The organism is Pedosphaera parvula Ellin514 (assembly GCF_000172555.1).
Classification (GTDB): domain Bacteria; phylum Verrucomicrobiota; class Verrucomicrobiia; order Limisphaerales; family Pedosphaeraceae; genus Pedosphaera.
In genome coordinates, this window is record NZ_ABOX02000002.1 from 202,650 (window position 1) to 222,618 (window position 19,969).

At 52.8% G+C, this 19,969-nt stretch carries 12 protein-coding genes; 10 read left to right on the forward strand and 2 right to left on the reverse strand.

Translation table 11 applies throughout. The features are described 5' to 3' along the window. The first annotated feature begins 20 nt into the window (after nt 1–20). Nucleotides 21–3,806, forward strand: a complete 3,786-nt coding sequence (locus tag CFLAV_RS31655) for a carbohydrate-binding protein (RefSeq protein ID WP_150107220.1) — start codon at nt 21–23, stop codon at nt 3,804–3,806. A 52-nt stretch (nt 3,807–3,858) separates the two neighbouring features. Here CFLAV_RS31655 and CFLAV_RS31660 read toward each other — a convergent pair whose 3' ends face one another. After that, a complete protein-coding gene (locus tag CFLAV_RS31660; RefSeq protein ID WP_007412933.1) occupies nt 3,859–4,056 on the reverse strand; it encodes a hypothetical protein in 198 nt (65 codons plus the stop codon). Further along, nucleotides 4,049–5,761, reverse strand: a complete 1,713-nt coding sequence (locus CFLAV_RS31665; RefSeq protein WP_150107221.1) for a glycoside hydrolase family 99 protein — start codon at nt 5,759–5,761, stop codon at nt 4,049–4,051. Before CFLAV_RS31665 ends, CFLAV_RS31660 begins: the two co-directional genes overlap by 8 nt. Nucleotides 5,762–6,047: 286 nt before the next feature. On the opposite strand from CFLAV_RS31665, the gene CFLAV_RS02035 reads away from it, so the two are divergent. From CFLAV_RS02035 to CFLAV_RS02080, 9 genes are all read left to right on the forward strand, one after another. Continuing rightward, nucleotides 6,048–7,733: a sensor histidine kinase gene (locus CFLAV_RS02035; RefSeq protein WP_160164451.1), complete on the forward strand. Its 1,686-nt coding sequence runs from the start codon at nt 6,048–6,050 to the stop codon at nt 7,731–7,733. A 62-nt stretch (nt 7,734–7,795) separates the two neighbouring features. Beyond that, nucleotides 7,796–8,428 (forward strand): response regulator, encoded by a 633-nt coding sequence (locus tag CFLAV_RS02040; RefSeq protein ID WP_007412936.1) that lies wholly within the window; start codon nt 7,796–7,798, stop codon nt 8,426–8,428. 235 nt (nt 8,429–8,663) lie between these two features. Further along, a complete protein-coding gene (locus CFLAV_RS02045) occupies nt 8,664–11,618 on the forward strand; it encodes a carbohydrate-binding protein (protein WP_007412937.1) in 2,955 nt (984 codons plus the stop codon). A gap of 96 nt (nt 11,619–11,714) precedes the next feature. Further along, nucleotides 11,715–12,590, forward strand: coding sequence for a type II secretion system protein (locus CFLAV_RS31670; protein WP_202796823.1), 876 nt, complete (start codon nt 11,715–11,717; stop codon nt 12,588–12,590). A gap of 268 nt (nt 12,591–12,858) precedes the next feature. Continuing rightward, nucleotides 12,859–13,410, forward strand: a complete 552-nt coding sequence (locus CFLAV_RS02055; RefSeq protein ID WP_007412939.1) for a DUF2760 domain-containing protein — start codon at nt 12,859–12,861, stop codon at nt 13,408–13,410. Nucleotides 13,411–13,419: 9 nt separating this feature from the next. Beyond that, nucleotides 13,420–15,258: an Hsp70 family protein gene (locus tag CFLAV_RS02060; RefSeq protein WP_007412940.1), complete on the forward strand. Its 1,839-nt coding sequence runs from the start codon at nt 13,420–13,422 to the stop codon at nt 15,256–15,258. 20 nt (nt 15,259–15,278) lie between these two features. Then, on the forward strand, nt 15,279–18,065 hold the full coding sequence (locus tag CFLAV_RS02065) for an Hsp70 family protein (protein WP_040546598.1): 2,787 nt from the start codon (nt 15,279–15,281) through the stop codon (nt 18,063–18,065). Nucleotides 18,066–18,254: 189 nt separating this feature from the next. Then, complete coding sequence (locus CFLAV_RS02070; RefSeq protein ID WP_150107222.1) at nt 18,255–18,701, forward strand: hypothetical protein; 447 nt, start codon at nt 18,255–18,257, stop codon at nt 18,699–18,701. Between the two features lie 566 nt (nt 18,702–19,267). Then, complete coding sequence (locus CFLAV_RS02080) at nt 19,268–19,861, forward strand: hypothetical protein (RefSeq protein WP_007412944.1); 594 nt, start codon at nt 19,268–19,270, stop codon at nt 19,859–19,861. Nucleotides 19,862–19,969: the final 108 nt, after the last annotated feature.

Genomic DNA, 19,969 nt, shown 5'->3' on the forward strand with positions numbered 1-19,969 from the left:
CCCATAAAATAAATTCTTTTGTGATTTACGTTTTTCATCCCATGCAATCCCTCCGGGCTTGGAGGGAGGCGGTTCGAGAGATGAAGAACTACCTTGGATATTTCTGTCTACTGAGTATTGCACTTTCGCTGATGGGTCTCGGAAATAAGGTTTATGCCATTGTTGGAGCAACCACGCCGTTCATAAGTTTTGAGGCGGAGGCAGGAACATTTGGCGGCGGCGCAGCCATAGTCTCCCTGGTGTCGCCCCCAACGACGCCGTACTCAAGTCCGCAACTTGAGGCATCGGGGCATGCTTACGTTCAGCTCACCGCTACAGGCCAATATGTGGAATGGGTGAATAACACCGGCCAAAGCATCACAGCGATTAATGTGCGCGAATCGATTCCAGACGCTCCAAATGGGGGAGGGATTACAGCCACATTGAATCTATACGTGAATGGAGTTTTTCGCCAGAGCCTCAACCTCAACTCAATGCAAACCTGGTTGTATGAGAACAGCACCAACTACAATGGCAACGACCAGAATCCGGCAGACGGTAGTCCACGTGTGTTTTTTGATGACGTACATACATTTATTGCGGGTGGCGCTGTCACACCGGGGAGTACGATCAGGCTGCAGAAGGATTCCACCAATTCGGCGGCATTCTATTACATCGATGTGGTTGATTTGGAAACCCCTCCCGCTGCCTTAACCCAGCCTGCCAATTCTCTTTCGATTTCTGCTTACAATGCGATTGCCAACAATAGTAGTGTGGATAATTCTGCAGCCATTCAGAATTGCATCAACGATGCCCAAACTCAGGGGAAAAGCGTTTGGATACCCGCCGGCACCTATTATGTCAGAACGATGGGTGGGCTTACTGCGACAGGAATAACAATCCAAGGGGCAGGGATATGGTATAGCACCATATATCGCAACATGCCGCTTCCCAATCCCTCTCCATTGGGTGCCATATTTAATCTCACTTCCTGCACGGTACGAAATTTTTCCCTCGATGCGAATGCCACCAGCAGGGCAGTTGTTGACGGTTGCGGTGGTGCGATGGATACCAGCGGTAATAATTGGCTGGCAGATGGGATTTGGACGCAACATACCATGTCCGGTTTTTGGGCGTCCGGCACCGGCGGAACGGTTCAGAATTGCCGACTCACCAGCATCTGGGCCGATGGGATTAACCTCAACAACGTCAGTCTGAATGGAACCGTTGGAAACAATCTTACCAATCGGAACAACTTTGTCAGAGGCACCGGTGATGACGCCAATGCCATTAACTCAGTCAATTACAATGGCAACCAATACTACGCGCCGATGAATGGTGTTGTCATCATGAATACGACGGCAATTGCGCCGTGGGGCGGGAAAGGAGTCGCCATTTACGGTGGGACTGGTCACCTGGTGGAGAATAATTTTATGTCCGATACAGCGAGGTATGTTGGCCTGGGGGTGATGAAATTTGGCGTGAACGGATCGGACCTACTTTCCGCAACCGTTACGGGCAACACCGTCCTGCGTTGCGGCGGCAATGGCTACAGCCAACAGCAGCAAGCCATGATGATCGGCAATGGCGGGGACGGTCAGAGCGTGGGAACCGTCGCGAATGCCTATGTCGCTTCGAACAACATAATTGATTCCTTGTACAGTGCGGTTGGTTTCTCAACCGGCACGAACACAGTTTTTCAGTACAATACGATCATCGCTCCCGGACTTGATGGTATCGCGATTGGTCCGCCTTCGTTAGGAGCGGGTGTCTTGGGAACCGCAATTATCAAATCAAATATTGTGACTGGCCTCAATCCCGGAAGGTTGGCACTTACCAATAGTTCCATCGATTATGAGGTTATTACTCCGATTCCAGCTGCCAATTACAATGGCACGTTGGGTGTGGCGATTGAGACCTGCGATGAAGGTGGACAGAATATTGGCAATATTTCTTCTGGCGATTGGACAGCCTACAACAATATCGATCTAAGCGGATTGAATACATTTGTCGCCAGGGTGGCCAGTGCCGGTTCGGGAGGGAATATTGAGATCCACCTCGACAGCCCTGGAGGGACGATGATTGGAACTTGTGCGGTTGTGGGAACAGGTGGATCTCAAACCTACCTGAACATGTATTGCGGCATCACTAACACAAGCGAGAGCCACAATATTTATTTGGTATATAGCGGGGGCAGCGGAATCCTATTCAACCTGCAATTCCTTGGTTTTTATTCCGCCCCATCCATGCTCTCCCATCAATTGGTGGTCGGCAATACCTATTCCCTGAAGGCATTGGCCAACGGCAAATTTGTCAGTGCACCCAATGGTGGAACCAACGCATTGATCGCCGGGAGCGCCTCGGTCGGCGTAACCGAGCAGTTCCAGGTGGTTGATGCGGGAGGCGGTAATATTGCCCTGCTTGCCATGGCAAACAACCAGTATGTTTGTGCGGACAATAACGGTGCCAGCCCATTGATTGCCAACCGAACGTCCTTCGGCAGTTGGGAAACATTTACAGAATTTGATGCGGGCGGCGGTAACATTGGCCTTCGTGCCATGAACAATGGGAGGTATGTTACCACAGGCAATGGTGGCACCAATGCTCTCATTGCCCAAAGCACTACCATTGGCACATCGGAATCCTTTACCGTGGGATTCGTCAGTGGCGTACCGCCGGGAGCGCCACTTGGGCTGATGGCAACGGCAGGAAACTTTCAAGTGGCCTTAAGTTGGGCAGCCTCCGTGGGTGCGACCATCTATAATATCAAACGTTCCCTCACCAGCGGCGGGCCCTATACCATCGTTGCAACCAACGTGACGGATTTGGCTTATACCAACACCAGCCTGGCCAACGGAACAACGTATTTCTTCGTCGTGTCCTCTCAGAACTCTGCTGGTGAGAGTGCCAATTCCTCTCCCATTATCGCCACACCCGGGACGTTAGACCGCACGGGTTGGGTAGTCGCGTCGAACACTTCTGGCAGCGATGCGCCGGCCAACGCAATTGATTTGGATCTAAACACACGCTGGTCAACAGGTGCATCCCAGACCGCCGGACAGTGGTTTCAGGTGGATATGGGATCAGCCAGGACGTTTTACAAGATTGTTCTGAATACCGTGAATTCGTCCGGCGATTACCCACGCGGTTATCAGGTCAACGTTTCCAATGATGGACTCGCCTGGGGCAGTCCCGTGGCGACCGGAACCGGAGCCTCGGCCATTACTACTATAACCTTCGCAACCCAGGCAGCGCGTTACATCCGAATAACACAGACCGGCAGCGCGCAAGGGAGTTATTGGAGTATCCATGATTTCAACGTTTATGGAACACCGCCGTTGGCCCCGCTCGGAATTACGGTTACGAACGCCACCAGCAATCAGATCGGCCTGTCGTGGACCGCCAGTGTGAGTGCGACCAGTTACAATGTAAAGCGAGCTGCCACCAGTGGTGGACCTTATATAAATGTGGCAACAAATCTGATCGGATTTACCTATACTGATACTGGTCTAACCAACGGGACGATCTATTACTACGTCGTTTCAGCAGTTAATTTATTTGGTGAAAGCGCCAATTCGGTTCAAGCCAGTGCGCGTCCCGTGGCAATAACTGTTCCTCAATTACACTTCGGGATGAGCAGCAGTCTTATGCAGTTGAACTGGCCTCAAGATCACACCGGTTGGCGGCTCGAATCCCAGACCAATTCAATTGGTGCCGGGTTGAGCACGAATTGGTTTACAGTTTCAAGTTCGGGCGCCACGAACCAGATTTTCGTCCCGGTAAGCACTACCAATGGCAGCTTGTTCTTTCGCCTCGTTTATCCGTGAGCCAGACCTGGGTTATCGATTGAAAACAACTTTGCACCGGCTCAACGATGGATTATTCCGTGTGCACAACTGATGATACCTTTTCTACCACCGGAGTATCTCCACGAATCAACCTGGTTCCCGCACCAACCAGTTTCAGATAATAATCGCTTGGCAAACCTTCAAAGGTTATAAATTTTGATTTTTCGCCGATTGGAACGTCATTGACACACTTGAAAATGGCCGTGGCTTCATCCACTTCATCAAACATGGCGACGTATACCATCGAAGCATTGACTCGTTTCGCTGCACAAAATTTGCGACCATAAAAACTGTCCATGCAATCTTGGGATTTGATCCGATGGCTTGTCGTACATGTTGTGCCAGCTAAAGCCTGGGAAAACCACGGGCAAACATTCAATCCCGCGTTCATGACACCAAACCAGATCCGGTTTTAAAGAATGTTCGGCGTAGCTGGCTGCGTCCTCCGGATTGGTATAGCGCCCAACCGTCCATGGACTGACGATATCCGCCATTGCTACTATGTCGAGTAAGAGCGGATCGTTCACGGCATCGGCTTTCAATTCGCGCCAGTGCGCGGGAACTCCCAACATGACGGTGCAGCCTCCAGCTTCAGGATCATGTTTCAAAAACTCAATGAAGCGACGGCATTCCTCGAGAGAATAATCACGATGGTCGTTAAAACCGACGCCCCAAACGGCGACCACCGGTTTGCCACGATGGTGAAGATAAGAGGAATCGTCCGTGATAACCATTTCTCTTCGAAGTGCGCGCCAATCGTTAATGACCTCATCAATACGGCCGGAGCGAAGTCCGCTGAGATCATACATGACGGCATAAGCCCGACCATTGAGGTTGGCTCCCTCACGACAGTTGGCCAGAACCGTATTGCAATACTCTCGTGTGGATCGATTCTGCAATCCGTTTGCGAAGCGTTGAACGAAAACCCCATCGATGCCATAGTCCTTCATCCAGTTGAAATGCCGTAAGACAGTTGGCTTTTGAAAGGAACTGAAAACTTCTGCCGTCCGGCCATCCGGGAGTTTGAAGTCGGTGAGAAAACGCTCCGTTGCGTTTAATTCCGAAACGTCTGGCCACAAATCCACTTTCGCATTGCCATCAGCAAGCGGGCCACGTTGTTTGGTCCAATGCCGCCAACCCCTTTCCGGGTTGCCATCACCGGGGGCGCCAAACCAGCCTTGATAACCGCACATGACTTTTCCAGACAAGGTTGTGGCATCCACACCTTTCATGACAGGTCCTTTGTACGGCGTGATTTCGCAAATAGTTACTTCAGCCACATCGAAACCAGCATTGCTGTCGCGGGTATTGGTGAAAGCAAAATGACGCGCTGGTTCAAGTCTGGAGCCGGAACCTTCAACGTAAATCAGGTTCGTTGCGGGAGTGACGACCTTATTTCCATCTGGCAGAGAAAGTTGCAAACTGAAACATGCCCTGGCGCCACCCCAATCACGTCCAATAAAACGAAGGCGATACCACGAGTCCGGGGTTATGTTCGGCAAACCGGCGATGGGCTGCCAGGAAGCATACTCCTTGTCACCAAGACAAAAACCCCATCCTTTTACTCCGTCGCAATAAAGATTTATTGCAGATGCCGAGAATGGGGAGTTGGCATCCTTCAGGCTGGAAACTTGAAAATGGAACTGACGATTTGTGGCGTCACCGGTCCGAAAAGAAAATTCAATATAAAAGTCAGAAAGTCCGTTGGAAGCCAGATTTCCCTGCAGCTGGCTGCCTGCAGAGCCAAAATGGGCAAATCCATGCGTTGGCTCAGCGCCACCTTTGGTTTGGATAACCACCTTGTTTGTCTGTGTCCATATCGGGGAGAATATCGGAGCCTCGAAGGTTTCCTGCCCGATCACCCCGCCAACCACACTACCCGTGACGGCAAGGAAAGCGGCCATGCGACTGACCAACGGAATTACGTGTCGCATCAGTTCAAACGGACCAAGTCTGCATGTTCCAAATGTCAAAACTTGTGTAATCGTAGCCCGCTGCATTTTATACTAACATCCCCTAAAACGGGGAGGCAGCCACTTGAAAAGAGTCGTTGACATCAAAGGACGGTTGTATTGCGATAGGATGTGAGAAAATAACATGACAATATTGAGTATCTAAGTCGCTTTCGGAATATCCCAGTAATCCCAGTCAATGCCCATCAACTCAAATCATCACCTCGAAAGAAACGTCCCCATACGGCCAGTGAGACGTCGCCTGCTGATGATAGCGACCTCAATCCTTCTGCCAATCTGCCTCTGCACTGCGCTGGCAATGAACGGTGTGGGTGCCAGCGGGAAATCCGACGCTCTGAAGATTCAATCATTAACTGTCGATGGAAAGCAGGTTTCACTGCAGGGCGGGCAAAGCAAAAGTCTTGGACTGTTTCCTGAGAGTGTTTCCTTCGGCTTCGGTTCCACCACCAATTCCGGACAAAAAGCCGTTCGAATCCGCTATAAATTGGAAGGTTACGACGTGAACTGGCATGAAGGACTCGGAGAGATGTACGTGATGATTCGGTTTTTCAATGATGCTGGAGATCAGATTGCTGAAAACCGTTACAAGGTGAATGGAGAAAGCATGGGGTGGAATGGTTCGTTGACGACTTCTCCGCTCGCTCATCGGCGCGAAACCATCGTTGTTCCACGGCAGGCCTCCCGATTTTGGGCGGTCATTTCTTCTGGTGGTCCTCCCGCAACCGTGGGCATTTATGTGGTGGCCAATCTGGTCGTGTCCAAGTCCTCCGGCAATTCGGCCTCAGTTGAATTGATTCATTCTCCTTTTGATCAGCGGCTGAATAACGGATTTACCAATCAGACACCACCTGGCTGGATGCCCGATGGCAACCACTCAAGCATGGCAAAGATTGTCGACTTTGGCCAGCATCCGCAGACCAAGGCGTTCGCCATCCTGGATGAGGACCCAATCAGTCATGCGGAATGGCATATGATCAAGGAAACTGCGCCCGCAGTCACTCCCGGGGACAACATGGTGGTGGAGTGGGATGAAATGTATAGCATCGGGATGGGGGATTTTCTGGAAGCCAGATATGAAAAGCTGCCAGTGGGCCACTTTTTATTTAGGGTGTCCGGGGTTGATGTGATGGGAAATCCGACCGGCGAGGAAACTTCATTGGCTGTTTTGGTGCCGCAACCGTTTTGGAAGACTTATTGGTTTTTGGGCGCGGCTTTCAGTGTTCTGACTGCTGCCATGATAGGAAGTGGACGCTATTTTGTGTGGCAGAGAATGCAGCGTGAAATGTTGCGTCTAAAACATCAAGGGGCGTTGGAACAGGAACGATTGCGCATTGCTCATGATATTCATGATGATCTGGGAGCCCGCGTGACCCAGATATCGTTGGTGAGTGCCATGGCGCAGGATAATCCCACTTTTCCGGAAAAGGCGCGCGCTGATTTCGATAGGATTTCGAAAATGTCCCGGGAATTGGTGGCTGCGCTTTATGAAACGGTTTGGGCAGTGAATCCGGAGAACGATAATCTTGACGCACTGGGCAATTATATCTGTCAAATGGTGAATCAACTGTGTGAACGGACTCAGCTCCGTTGCCGTTTTCATGTGCTTGATTTGCCACATGAAGTCCAGGTTTCAAGCCAAACACGTCATAACATCAGCATGGCGGTAAAGGAAGCAGTGCATAATGTGATAAAACATGCCAGGGCTTCCGAAGTCACCATCCGCATGGCCTTTGAACAAGGCTCTCTTACCGTCACGGTCCAGGATGATGGCTGTGGTTTTCAACCTCATGCTGGCATGGCGGGGAATGGACTGACCAATATGAAGCAGCGCCTGAAAAATATCGGAGGCCATTGCCTGTTCGAGAGCAAAACAAATCATGGCACAACGGTTTCCATGCGATTATTCGTTAAACCAGCCGACCAATGCTTTTGAACCATCAAGTGGCGGCATATCATTAGCAAGCAGGGATCTCCAAAGTTTATTACAAATAGCATATGAAAAAATCAGTAGTTGTGGTTGAAGACGACCGGGGCTTGCGGGAGCAACTTGTTCAGATTCTTGAAACCGCTTCAGACATCAAATGCTTCGGTGCATTTGCTTCCGCCGAGGAGGCATTGCCGCAAATTCTAGACAGAAATCCTGATGTCGTGCTCATGGACATCAAACTGCCGGGCATGTCGGGTATTCAATGTGTGGCTGAAATCAAGAAGGTCACCCCAGCCATGCAGGTGATCATGGTCACAGTTTATGAAGACAGTGAACGTATTTTCAGGGCACTGAAAGCTGGCGCCAACGGTTATCTGGTAAAGTCGAGTCCGCCGGAACAGTTGCTTGAGGCCATACGTGACGTCTATAAGGGCGGTGCTCCGATGTCGAGTCATATAGCAAGCAAGGTGGTGAAGCATTTCCATTTGATAGGCAGTTCTCCCAGGGAAGCTGAGAATTTATCCCCCCGGGAACAGGAGGTGCTCGAATTATTGGCTCTGGGTTTTATCTACAAGGAAATCGGCGACAAGCTGAACATCGGAACTGAGACCGTGCGCACCTACGTTAAAAACATTTGTCAGAAAATGCATGTGCGCAGCCGGCTTGAAGCCGTGGCCAAACATCGCGCGGAAGCTTATTAAACCTTTGCAAAGGCCTGTGTGCCTGAAGTCCATCCGCTGCCTTTTTACCTATCTTTTGAGTCGTCATGGGAATTCCTTGACGTCATTCAGATCCATGCCGGAAAGGTGGATGAATCATCTTCTTCATTGCTCAATCTCGTGCTGTCAAGGATGGCTCCATTGCATCCCCACTTTCGGGGATGGCAGCGGGATGGTTGCGGGTCTATTGTGAACCTCGTTAACCCCTGGCAAAACTATGAAATACAAAAACCTTCAAGGTTGTAATTTGAGCGCAAAGCTTCTGGCCTCAGCGAAGGCGGCGTTTGCGGCTGCCTGCATCACGATGTGCGGCGATTTGGCACAAGCGAGCCCTGTAATTAGCAACATCCATCCGGACGGCACATATCTGTTCCAGTCGTCAGGTGCCCTTTCTTTTACGGCCGCTTCTTCAGCGGCCATCACGAACATCTCGGTGCAATTAACCAGTACTACCCTGCCGGGGCAGAGTTTTCTGAAGGTGTTAACACTTACGCATGGATTGACTGTGACCGGCCCATCCAATAATGAAGGCGTTAGTGCCGCGTTGACAACCAATATGCTTTACACGGCCGTGATCCAGGTAACCGATGCCAACGGCCAGGCGACGAGTTCCAGCGTATCTTTTGACACCATTGTTCCTGCTTTGACCTTTGAAGCGGAGGACTATGATTATACCAGCAACGGGGCGTCCGGGCTATTTATTGACGGCCCACAAACGAATGCTTATCGGCATCTGGATGCGACTGAAGGGGTTGATTACAGCAGTCTCAATAATAACCACCAATTCGCATATCGTGGCGGAAATGACAATGGCCTAAACACCGAAACTGTCGGTGATACGCCCCGGGCGCCGTATGTCGGAACGACGAATGTGGATTATGACGTGGGTTTCAATAACGGTGGCAACTGGGCAAATTATACCAGGACCTATCCCGCAGGTGTTTACAATATCTACATGCGTGGCGCGGATGGGAATGGCACCCAGGCGGATGCAGCCAGTCTCTCGTTGGTAGTTGGTGGATCACCCAGCATCCTGGGTACGTTCTCCGTTCCCGCAATTGGAGGCTGGCAAAAATATAGTTGGGTGCCATTGAAGGACAGCGGTAACAATTTGGTCCAGTTTACCACCGACGGTTCCGTCCAAACCTTGAGAGTAACGACTGATCAAGGGAATTATAATGCTAATTTTTATTTGCTGGTGCCGGCAGACACCAATCCGCCGAATACCAGTGTCACCATTACCAATGTTTATCCGGATGGCTCGACAATGTTCCAGTTGAACAGCAACTTCTCCTTCACGGCCAGCGCTTCTGCCGGCATTGATCCGAGCGACATCACCGTGCAATTGGCTGCCACCAACCTGGCCGGCGTGGGATCGATAACGAATTTAACGGCTGGCAACGGGCTCACTGTGACAGGTTCGTCCACAAGTTGGAGCGTAAGCACTTCGTTGACCAGCAATATGGTTTATACTGCCTTCATTCAAGTAACTGATGGGAATGGCGGTTCATCGAGTTCGACCACATCCTTTGACACAATCATACCTGCTTACACTTTTGAAGCGGAGGATTTTGATTACGGTGGCGGGCTGTTCTTTGATAATCCGCAAACCAATGCCTACACCTTAAATGACGGCGTGAGCGGGATGGATTTTATCAACAACAACCCGGCGGCATACGCTTATGCGCGCATTGGTTTAAGCACGGAAACCGCCAGTGATACGCCTCGTTTGACACATGCGGGTTTTCAAGATTACGATCTGGGGAATGCTGTCGGTGGTAACTGGGGGAATTACACCCGAACATATCCTGCCGGTATTTATAATATCTTCCTGCGTGCTGCGGATGGCAATGGCAGCACCACGGACAGTGCCAGCATGTCTTTGGTGACCAGTGGGCTTGGCACGAGCAGCCAGACAACCTCAAAATTAGGAACATTCTCCGTGCCTGCCACGGGCGGTTGGCAAAAATATACCTGGGTGCCGTTGAGAGATGTTGCTGGAAACCTCGTGCAATTTACTGGCGGCTCGGTAAAGACCTTGAGGTTTACCACGGATAACGGAAATTATAACGCGAACTTCTTCCTGCTCATGCCGGCGATTCCCATCGTCAGTGATTTTCAACCGGACGGCACAGCGTTATTCCAATACACGAATGCGTTGAGTTTCGTAGCCCATTCTTCGGTCGGAATTACTGCCAGTAATATCATGGTTAATCTGGACGGAGTGAATGTCACTGGTCTGGTTCTTGGTGGCTCCTTGACCAGCCGGACGGTGAGTTATCCCGTGTCAGTAAACACGTATCATACTGCAATCGTCACCCTGACGGACAGCGTCGGTACCACCACTTCAACGAACAGCTTCGGCACCTTCAATTCAACCAATTATACGTGGGAGGCGGCGGACTATGACTACGGCGGTGGGCGATTCTTCGACAATCCGCAGGTTGGCTCCTATGCCGGCTTGTCTTCCGTGCCGGGTGTGGACAATCATCAATCGGATTTAGGTGCGCAGCCATTCAACTATCGTCTCAATTCTCCCGCTCCATCAACCACACCTTCTGGTGATTTGCCAAGAGATCAGTTTGGGCCGGGAACAACCAATTACAATATTGGATTTTTCGGCGGCGGCTCATGGTGCAACTATACCCGGCATTATCCAGCCGGAACTTACTACGTTATCGGACGGTTTGCAGAAGGAGCAGCACCCACCGAAGCCATCCTGTCGCAGGTGACTAGCGGTTTTGGCACCAGCACGCAAACGACGAACTTCCTGGGTAATTTCTCCATCCAGGTTGGCGGATGGTCAACCTGGGAATGGGCTTCCTTAAAGGATGGAAATGGCGACCTGGTCAAACTCACGCTTGATGGTTCGACCAATACACTCCAACTGAGTGGCTCGCCGGTGATTGGACATCCGGAAGTCAACGTGAACTTCCTCATGTTGGTGCCAACCACCCCGGCACTTAAGCTCAAGATGTCGGTCAGCGGCGGAAACGTTGCGATTTCGTTCCCGACGGTAACGGGATCGACCTATCAGGTTCAGTACAAGAACCATTTGACTGACGCAACTTGGAGTTCGCTCGGCTCATCTGTTTCCGGCAATAATGCCGTTAGAACCGTTAACGACACGGTTGGTGGGGGCAGCCGCTTCTACCGCGTTCAGGTTCAATAAATTCCTGAGTAAAGTCGCATGAAGTATCCTCTTCCAGCAGCCGGCGATCGCGTGGCTGCTGGAAGAGATTCAAGGAGAGAAAAAATTAGTATGAACATGCCAAACAGTTTTATTGGTCATTTCCGTAGTGAGGCTGTTGCCAAACGGAATGGTTTTACCTTGATTGAGTTACTGGTGGTTATCGCCATTATAGCCATACTTGCGGGTTTGCTCCTGCCCGCGTTGTCTAAAGCAAAGATCAGGGCTCAGGGAACCTCATGTCTCAACAACATGAAACAGTTGCAGTTGGCCAGCATCCTTTATGCTGGTGATAACGACGATATAATACCGTACAATGAGGGACATCCGGATGGCGCTGGTTCGATCATTGGTGTTGCTCCGAGCAGCCCAAACTGGGTTGCGGGAAGTTTTGCGTTCAGCGGTGGTGGTGGATCTTCTCCTGCTGGAGCAGAAACCAATACGTTTCTTCTCGGAGTGCTGGGGAATAGCGATCCGACCATTGGACAATTAGTGGGGTCCATTGGGAGCTATGCAAAAAATGCCGGCGTGTATCGTTGCCCCGCAGACCATAGTCTAGACCCGGTGTCCAAGCAACCGCGCGTGCGGTCTTGTTCGGCAAACTGCTATGTTGGAACATCGCCCTTTGCCAAGAAATACGATCCCGGTGAGATCCTCCCTGCATACACTGTGTTCTCGAAATACTCTGATTTCAACTCCAAATTAGGCAGTTCAGACGCCTTCGTTTTCCTGGACGAAAATCCGTTGCTGCTTAACGATGGTTTCTTCCTGGTCCGTCCAACGAGTCTCAACGACCGGCCCGCTGTAAATCACGGCGATTCCACTTCGTTCACATTTGCTGACGGTCATGCCCAGCTTAAAAAATGGAAAAATGTGTTTTTAACTCCGAACAGCACGGACGGAACCGCCTCAGATAACCAGTGGCTGATAAGCCATGCCACGGTTTTGCAATAACCCAGCCAGTCGGGCGGCAGGCACTGCCCCATTACTTGAGCGAAAAGTGATCCGAGGAGACTTTCCGCAAAGATTGATTCCATCTGCAAAAGAAGCCTTTCAAGGAACTTGTTCCAGCCTAATCTGAAACGGTCGCGGCCTCTGGGCTAACTGCATTGTCAGTTTCAAGACTGATTGCGCATGCTTGTGTGGCAATGCAGATGCAAGCGTGTGTTTAAGCGCCAAAGGTTTGACCTTTGCTTTAGACGCAGTAACTTATGCTTCCTTTATGGAAGATAAGAACCAGTCTGAACCCTCGTTTTTTACTCGTTTGGGCACGGCCATGAGCTGTTTTTGGCGGGCCCTGTCCAACCCGACTTTTGCGCGGCAGGTTGCTCTGTTGCTGCGTGAACCAGAGAAAACCGCCCAGCCGAAAGTAGCAGAGCGACCGCCTGAACAGGTCCACGCTTCGGGCCTTTTCATGTTGTCGATGCTCCAGCGTGAAGGTCGCCTGATTGATTTTGTCCAGGAGGATGTGGCGACTTTTTCTGATGCCGACATTGGTTCCGCAGCACGGGTGGTGCATGCAGGTTGCCGCAAAGTATTGTCAGAATACCTCGCGCTCGAACCGGTGCTGAAGCAGGCCGAAGGGGACAGTGTGACCGTGCCGGCTGGTTTTGACGCGCAACGTATCCGGCTCACCGGCAATGTAGCAGGCCAGCCGCCGTTTCGTGGAGCGCTCAAACACCACGGCTGGGTGACGACGGGAGTACGCCTGCCAAAGGTATCCGAAACACTAGACCCGCGCGTGCTCGCACCGGCGGAAGTGGAACTTAGCTAGGAGATTTTCATGGCTCATTATTCAATTGGCATCGACCTGGGCACCACGAATAACGCGGTGTCCTACCTGAACCTCGAGGAAGGCAAAGCGCGCGGACGGGACCAGACCATGCTTTCGCTCGCACAAGTCACGTCGGTTGGCAGCGCGGAAGAAAGAACTTTGCTCCCGTCGTTCCTTTATCTGCCCAACGAACAAGAGTTTCCCGCAGGCAGTCTCGCGTTGCCGTGGGACAAGAAAAGGAAGGACGAGATCATTGGCGAATTTGCACGCACTCACGGTGCCAAGGTTCCGATGCGCCTGGTGTCGTCGGCCAAGAGCTGGCTGTGTCATTCGGGCGTGGATCGTTTAAGTGCCATCCTGCCATGGCAGGCACCGGCTGATGTTAAACGTATGTCTCCGTTGGAGGTGTCTGTCCGTTATCTCAGCCACATGCGCGAGGCCTGGGATCATCAGTTCAAGAAAGATCCGCTGGCGGAACAGGAAGTCGTCCTGACCGTGCCAGCCTCCTTCGATGCTGCGGCGCGCGAACTCACGCTCAAGGCGGCGGAACAAGCTGGTTTGCCGCACGTCACTCTCATCGAAGAACCACAAGCTGCGCTTTACGCCTGGTGCGAAGCGATGGGCGAAGGGTTTCGTAAACAGGTGCGTCCCGGCGAAGTGATCCTCGTCGTGGACGTCGGCGGCGGCACCACGGACCTCTCGCTGATTGCCGTGGCGGAGAAGGATGGCGAAGTGCAGCTTACCCGGGTGGCGGTCGGCGATCATATTTTACTTGGCGGCGACAACATGGACCTCGCACTCGCGCATCCCATCAGCCAGCGTCTGGCTGCAGAAGGAAAGAAACTCGATGCCTGGCAATTCAATGCGCTTACCTTCGCGTGTCGCCAGGCCAAGGAGCAGATGTTTGCGGACGCGAAATTGAAAAAAGTTCCGCTCGTCATTCCCGGACGGGGGTCGTCGCTCATTGGCGGCACGATCAAAGCCGAGTTGACCCGCGAAGAGTTGACGCAGGTCCTGACCGATGGATTTTTTCCAAAAACAGCGGTTACGGAGCTACCGCAAACTGCCCGTCGCACCGGCCTCACGCAGATGGCATTGCCGTATGCTCAGGATGCCGCCGTTACACGTCATCTGGCAGCCTTTCTTACCCGTCAGGCCCGGGCGCTTGCGACCGCGCTAGATTCGCCGGTGAAGGTGACCGGACAGACATTCGTCCATCCGACGGCTGTGCTTTTCAATGGAGGCGTTTTCAAAGCCACTCCGCTCAAGAATCGTGTCATTGAAGTCCTCAACCAATGGCTTTCGGTCGATGGAGGACAATCGGTGAAGGAGTTGGAAGGGGCGGATCTGGATCTGGCCGTTGCCCGGGGTGCGGCCTATTACGGTTGGGTAAAGCAGGGCCACGGCTTGCGCATTCGTGGAGGGACTGCGCGCGCTTATTACGTTGGGGTGGAGACGGCGATGCCGGCTGTTCCGGGCATGGAGCCGCCCGTCAAGGCGCTTTGCGTCGCGCCGTTCGGCATGGAAGAGGGCACTTTGGCCGATGTGCCGCCGCAAGAGTTTGGCCTGGTTGTTGGGGAACCGACACGCTTCCGTTTTTTCTCCAGTTCAGTTCGCCGCGACGACCGGGTTGGAACCATGATCGAGGATGTTGCCGACAACGATGAACTTGAGGAAGTCGCGCCGATCGAAAGCACATTGCCATCTACAGCAGGCAATGAAGGCAAACTGGTGCCGGTGAACCTGCAAGCTGCCGTCACGGAGATCGGCACTCTGGAGTTGCGTTGCCTTGAGAAGGGCGGAGCAGGGCGATGGAAGCTGGAGCTGAATGTCCGGCTAAAGGAATAGTCGCTCAGTTTGGTTCCGGCATGACTCAGGCTCCATACATTATCGGAATTGACCTCGGCACCACGAACTGCGCATTGGCATCCATACAGGTGGAGCAGGGCGCGGACGTGCCGGTGCTTGACTTTCCGATTCCACAATTGCAGCGGCCAGGAGAACTTGTAGAGCGACGGTTGCTGCCTTCCTGCTTGTATGTTCCCGGCGAGCACGAGCTGCCACCCGGTTCAACCAGCCTGCCTTGGGGCGAGTCGCCCAAACTGATCGCTGGTGAGTTTGCGCGTTGGCAAGGCTCGCGTGTGCCGGGGCGGTTGGTGGCATCCGCAAAAAGCTGGCTTTGTCATCCCGGCGTGGACCGCTCGGCTCCAATACTGCCTTGGGGCGCGCCAGCCGAGTTGCACAAAATCTCGCCGGTGGAAGCTTCCGCCCAATTGCTTGCGCATTTGACTGCAGCTTGGAACTTCGCCCATCCCAACGCACCCTTGGCGGAGCAGGAAGTCGTTATTACTGTGCCTGCATCATTCGACGAGGTGGCTCGTGCCTTGACAGTTAGCGCCGCGCGGCAGGCTGGGCTCGAAAAATTCACGCTCGTGGAGGAACCGCAGGCTGCATTCTACGATTTTACCGCCCATCATCGACGCAATCTTGCCGACGCATTAAAAGATGTTCGCCTGGTGTTGGTGGTGGATGTCGGTGGCGGCACCACGGATTTCACCCTGATTCAAGTTGGCATTACCCCTGAGGGACCGGGTTTACGGCGCATTGCGGTGGGCGATCATCTGATGCTGGGCGGAGATAACATGGATGCCGCGCTGGCTCGTTTGGTCGAGGAGCGATTAGTCGCTGGTGGCCGAAAGCTCAGCGCCACTCAATGGACACAGTTGGTGCAAGCCACGCGCGACGCAAAGGAATCGCTGCTCAGCGCCAGTGGCCCCGAACGACACGGCATTGCACTCGTCGCTGAAGGCAGCCGCCTGTTAGGCGGAACGCTTTCGTCCGAACTCCGGCGAGACGAAACGGAACGCCTGATCCTGGATGGCTTCTTTCCCGCGTGTGCCCCCGATGAAGCGCCACGGCGCGCAGCCCGAGTGGCTTTGCAGGAATTGGGATTGCCTTACACACAAGAGCCCGCGATCACTCGTCATCTGGCTGCATTCCTTCGCCAACATGCGAAGGCGGGTTTCAGTGCACTTGGCGAAATGGTGTCAACGGCTGCGCTTCCCCGGCCGGATGCGATTTTGCTCAACGGTGGCGCATTCAATTCACCTAAGATTGCCGAGCGCCTGTTGGAGGTGGTTTCCTCGTGGTGGCCGGATGCGCCGCGCATTCGCTTGTTGCCGCATTACTCGTTGGAAATGGCCGTCGCCCGGGGAGCGGCGTATTACGGACTCGCCCGGCGGGGCTTGGGACAACGCATTGGAGGCGGAGCAGCCCATGCGTTTTATGTCGGGCTGGCAACGGAAAAGGAAGAAACCACGCGACACGCACTCTGCCTCATCCCAAGAGGGCATGAGGAAGGCCAGCCGGTGGACCTGGCTGCGCAACCGTTTACGCTGACACTGGGACGACCAGTGCAATTTCCACTTTTTTCCACCACCGCAGACCGCATTGACCGACCGGGCGACCTGGTTGAAATCAGCGAGGAATTCCGCGCCCTGCCACCCATTCACACACTGCTTAAAGATGCCGGCGGAAAGACCGCGTCAGTGCCGGTGCATTTGCGTGCGATGCTGACGGAATTGGGCACGCTGGAGTTGTGGTGCGTTTCAGATGCCACGAATGGGCGCTGGCGTCTGGAGTTTGAGTTGCGCGGGGCAGTGGAGAAACCGGTCACGACCGTAACCGAAGCCATGCCCGCCCGTTCGGAAGAAGCGCGTGAAATCGTTGAACGCGTCTATGGACAGCACGCGCCGCCGGGAGGGCAAAAAGAGGCGAAGCAACTCAGCCGAACTTTGGAAGGTGTCATTGGTCCGCGAGAGACGTGGAGATTGCCACTCCTGCGTGAGCTGTGGAGCACGCTTCACGCTGGCGCAAAGCGACGTCGGCGTTCCGTGGACCATGAGCGCGTCTTCCTTCAATTGATGGGTTACAGCCTGCGTCCCGGATTTGGGTACGCACTTGATGATTGGCGATGCGAGGAGACTTTCCGGCTTTTCGGAGACGGTGTCACATTTCATGCGGCGCAACCGGTATGGAACGAGTTCTGGATAATGTGGCGTCGTGTTGCCGGTGGACTGAACGAAGCGCAACAACTCGAAATGTGGAATTATCTTAAACCGCATCTCGCCCGGAGCATTCCGCCAGACGCTCCAAAATCACTACCGAAACTTAAGGGCGTTCAGCCGCAAGGCCTGGAAGAGATGGTCCGAACCGCGGCGTCACTTGAGCATCTTCCACCTGCGGAAAAGGTGGAGCTCGGCAATTGGATTGCATCGCGGTTGAAAAATCGAGCCGCCACTGCCGGCCCATGGGCATGGGCATTGGGCCGACTCGGCGCGCGTGAGCCGATTTATGGGAGCAGTCATAAAACCGTGGAACCTGCGCAAGCGGCGGAATGGCTGTCGCTCTTATTGGAGATCGGGCTGAGCAGTGCTGACGGCACGGCGTTTGCGGTTGCACAACTGGCACGGTTGACCGGAGATCGTGCCCGCGATCTCGATGAAAGCATCCGAGCGAGGGCGGCAGAGGCACTCAAAGCTGTGAGCGCACCGGAACCGTGGCTGCGGATGATTACGGAGATTGTCATTATGGAAGCGGCTGATGAGGCACGAGCTTTGGGAGATAGCCTGCCGCTCGGTCTACAATTAAGGTAGGCACGCTTCAGACTTGATGCGGTTCTTCGTGTTGCTTTCCAACAACCACCAAAATCTTTCAATAGCCACGAAAAGGCACAAAAACCGCAAAAGTAACTGGCATCGGATCGCGAAAGGGGGGAGGATTTTTGCTTTGATATACAACGGCTGGTTCGGATATTAGAAGCGGGTATGAATAGTTCGGCATGTATGAGAGTAGTCACTTTTCTAGTGCTATTGGTTTTCACGGGACACGCCGAAGAACGCTCCCCGGACGGAATGATTCCGGTAGCCAAATTTGTTGTCTCAGCACCTGCGTCCGGCAAATACGTACCGTGGCGTGATCCCAAAGATTCCCCAAAATGGTATGCGGGCGAGCTGGTCGTCATCAGTGAATCTTCGTTCCATTATTCTCAGTTTTCAGATGCCATCGATCCTAATCGGCCCGAACGTGACTATTCCGGCAAGCTGTCTGTTTTCAAAGACCACATTTACCTAGACCATCCCGGCGTTCCTTTTCCTTATCGGATATCGGGAGTGGCTGACGGAGTGCAAGTTTTGTTGACTTGGGAGGGTTATGAGCAATGGAAACGGACGAAGAAGGTTTTTGAGTTGAACCTATTATATCTTGAGAAAACTCCGAAGCCGAAGAAATAAGTTATATGCCTAACCATGCCGCTACAGTGATAGTTGAAGCCATGTAAGGTGAGTCCAAATATTGGCAAGAATAAGGTGGGGGGGGCGAATGCGCTGGATTGCGCTGGTGGTTTCGCTTCGGATTGCGTGTCTTGAGCTGTTTAAAATCCCGGGCCGAAGCGGGGATTGTTTTTGGGATTGGCCGCTATAAACAGGCCGGCCGCTACGGGCCTTAAGCAGGTCGCTGGTTTGCCCCAAATAAGATGAGTAAATATGGGCAGGAATGACGGTTTGACGAAAGCTATGCGCCAGCCTCTCAAATGGCCTTTCTTGCCTCAACTTTCCCAAATTCCCTTAGTCCGGATAAAGCTTCCTCAACAAAGCGACATCATGGACTCCGAGATTCTAGCCGTAAGTCGCATTGGATTGGGAAAGGCTGGGGAGGATTTTTGCTTTGATATACCACGGTTGGTTCGTATAAAGGTGTTGTGGATGATAAACCACTGCCGAGGGTCGCAAACGGTTAAATTTAACGGTTCAACATACGAACCGGGGTTGCATATTAATAGTTAGGCCATCCACCGCTTATGCTCGATACACTCACTAAACTTTTGGAAAAGTTCATCAAGCTCGGCGAAGTGCGGGAGGCAAACCAGCAACGATACGTTGACCGCTACGTGACGCCTCTCTATTCGGTCGCCGAGGCGATTTACAAGGACTATTCGTCCACTTTACGTGAGCTTCGTCGGAAGGTAAAAACCGGACGTAAGACCATGCCTCTAATCCAGTTCTTAGAGCAGAGACGACTAGAACAGCTACCCGCCCGCATGAAGATTCGTGCGGTTCTGCGCACAATTCCAAAACGCAATTGGACTCGCTTTGAGCAAGGAGTTCTTGGCCTTATCCACGGTTGCCTTTCCGATTTTGACCGTCACCAATCCATTTACCCCATCGGTCACGGGGATCACACGCTCTACGATATGATCCGCTATATTGAAAGTCGTGGGGAGCCTGAGTTGGCTCCAGACCGCGGTCGCCTACTCTCGGCGATCGAGCGGCAAATACAGGGAATCGACAAAGCTTGGGAGTTTGTGTGTGTGGGTTACGCGGACCTGCAGCGCATTACAGTTCCTGACATCACAGTTCCCAAATCCTACGTTTATGAGCGGTCAGGGGATTAGACACCAATGGCCTCACCATGCGCGTTTGAGGCTTTGCGATATGGTTCGCTATTTTTGAGAGCGCATCGCCGGCGGGATGTTGGTCGTACTGCCACGAGAGACCTTATC